This window comes from Aliivibrio sp. S4MY1 (assembly GCF_028765545.1).
Taxonomy (GTDB): Bacteria; Pseudomonadota; Gammaproteobacteria; order Enterobacterales; family Vibrionaceae; genus Aliivibrio.
In genome coordinates this window covers 1-1491 of record NZ_JARACP010000052.1, presented here as the reverse complement: position 1 = coordinate 1491, position 1491 = coordinate 1, and the positions used below count along the sequence as shown (strand labels likewise).

The window sequence follows — 1491 nt, the reverse complement described above, 5'->3', positions numbered from 1 at the left end:
AAAAATGCTGTGGTAGAATTAAAGGCACATGCAATCTAGTGCAGCAATGTGTAACAGGTTTAAAGTAAAACAACACTGCAATCACCAACACTCAAGGGGGAATTATGTCTGACAATGAATCGAAATCAGTAGCGCCTATCACGCTAACAGCGGAGCAAATTATCTCTCTTGTTGGTCACGGTGTAACACAAGAGCAGCTTGATAGCGTTCGTCGAGAGCTTGGTGAAAAGATGGATAGCCAAGACGTAAAATTGGATGCTAAGTTCGATAAGCTCGACGCTAAGATTGATACTGTAAACAAAGACCTTTCCACAAAAATTGATAATGTAAACAAAGAGCTTTCTGCAAAAATTGACAGTAAATTTAACCTCGTTCTCGGTTTTCTTTTAGCTAATGTCGCTGGAATTGTAGCGCTTGGGTTCTGGCTAGGTCAGAACGTAATAAAATAAATTAGGCCACTTATCAGTTGCATAAAAGATCGCTTAGGCGGTCTTTTTTTTATATCAACAAACCACATTCCCCCTCCTATGAAATAGACACCTCATGCGAATAAAAAACCTCATTTCCTCGCTTTAAAATGTGTACTTTTTTTGCACTGTTTCGTTTAAAAAAGCAGCATTTATAAAACGCAAATGTTATAATAAGAACTTGATATACATTATAAATAACCTCTATTTGTAGTGCGTTTTTATCCTTATTAATCTTGGGTAATTATATGAGCTCTGATAACAAACATCGCCTCCATTGGTATTATATTTCCCTTTTAGTTTTATGTACTGATGGCTCGACTTCTTTTAGCGAAGTTCAAATAAAAACAGAACATCAATACATAACAAAAGCCATTATTGATGCATGCAAACAATGCGCAATTCGTGACACCGAATTAGCCGAAAGCGCAAGTATTCAATCTATTTCTTATCTTGGCTTAATGACTGTCGCTGAATTTTATACTGGCTCACAAGATGATGCTGACCTTAGCCTACCGTGATCAAAAAGGATAAAAGTATGTCTCGCACTCTTCTCATTGAATGCCCACATTGCCACACAAAAGGAAATGTGATCACATCAAAACGCGTGAGCGGTGAGTTACGCGAGCTCTATTGCCAATGCGTGAATCTAAATTGCGCCAAAGTATTTGTCTTGCATTTGTCGTTCTCTCATTACCCAAAACGCACCGGCGGGAAACCTGACCCCACCTTGCAACCAGAGCTCTGCTCTCATGATGAGCAAATTGATATATTCGACGAGTAACATGGCCTTATTTCCACTCTCTTTGAGTGAAAATTAAAAAAGAGAAAGCTCACGATTTAATTAATGTTAATAAACTCAAAAACGAACGATTGCGATCCTGAAGGTGTTCGTAATAACGGTGATAATTATAACATTTCCCTTTAATTATCATGATGTTAAACGGTCATTTCTTCACATTATTATTTGCTCTCATTTTTCGTTTTTTAACGGCACTGAATTTCGGTGCGGAGGGGGGGGAGA

At 38.0% G+C, this 1491-nt stretch carries 3 protein-coding genes; all 3 read left to right on the top strand.

What is annotated here, in order from left to right:
• The first annotated feature begins 104 nt into the window (after positions 1 to 104).
• On the top strand, positions 105 to 449 hold the full coding sequence (locus tag PVK71_RS20230; RefSeq protein ID WP_274421117.1) for a hypothetical protein: 345 nt from the start codon (positions 105 to 107) through the stop codon (positions 447 to 449).
• A gap of 266 nt (positions 450 to 715) precedes the next feature.
• Complete coding sequence (locus PVK71_RS20225) at positions 716 to 988, top strand: hypothetical protein (RefSeq protein ID WP_274421116.1); 273 nt, start codon at positions 716 to 718, stop codon at positions 986 to 988.
• Between the two features lie 17 nt (positions 989 to 1005).
• A complete protein-coding gene (locus tag PVK71_RS20220) occupies positions 1006 to 1251 on the top strand; it encodes an ogr/Delta-like zinc finger family protein (RefSeq protein WP_274421115.1) in 246 nt (81 codons plus the stop codon).
• Positions 1252 to 1491: the final 240 nt, after the last annotated feature.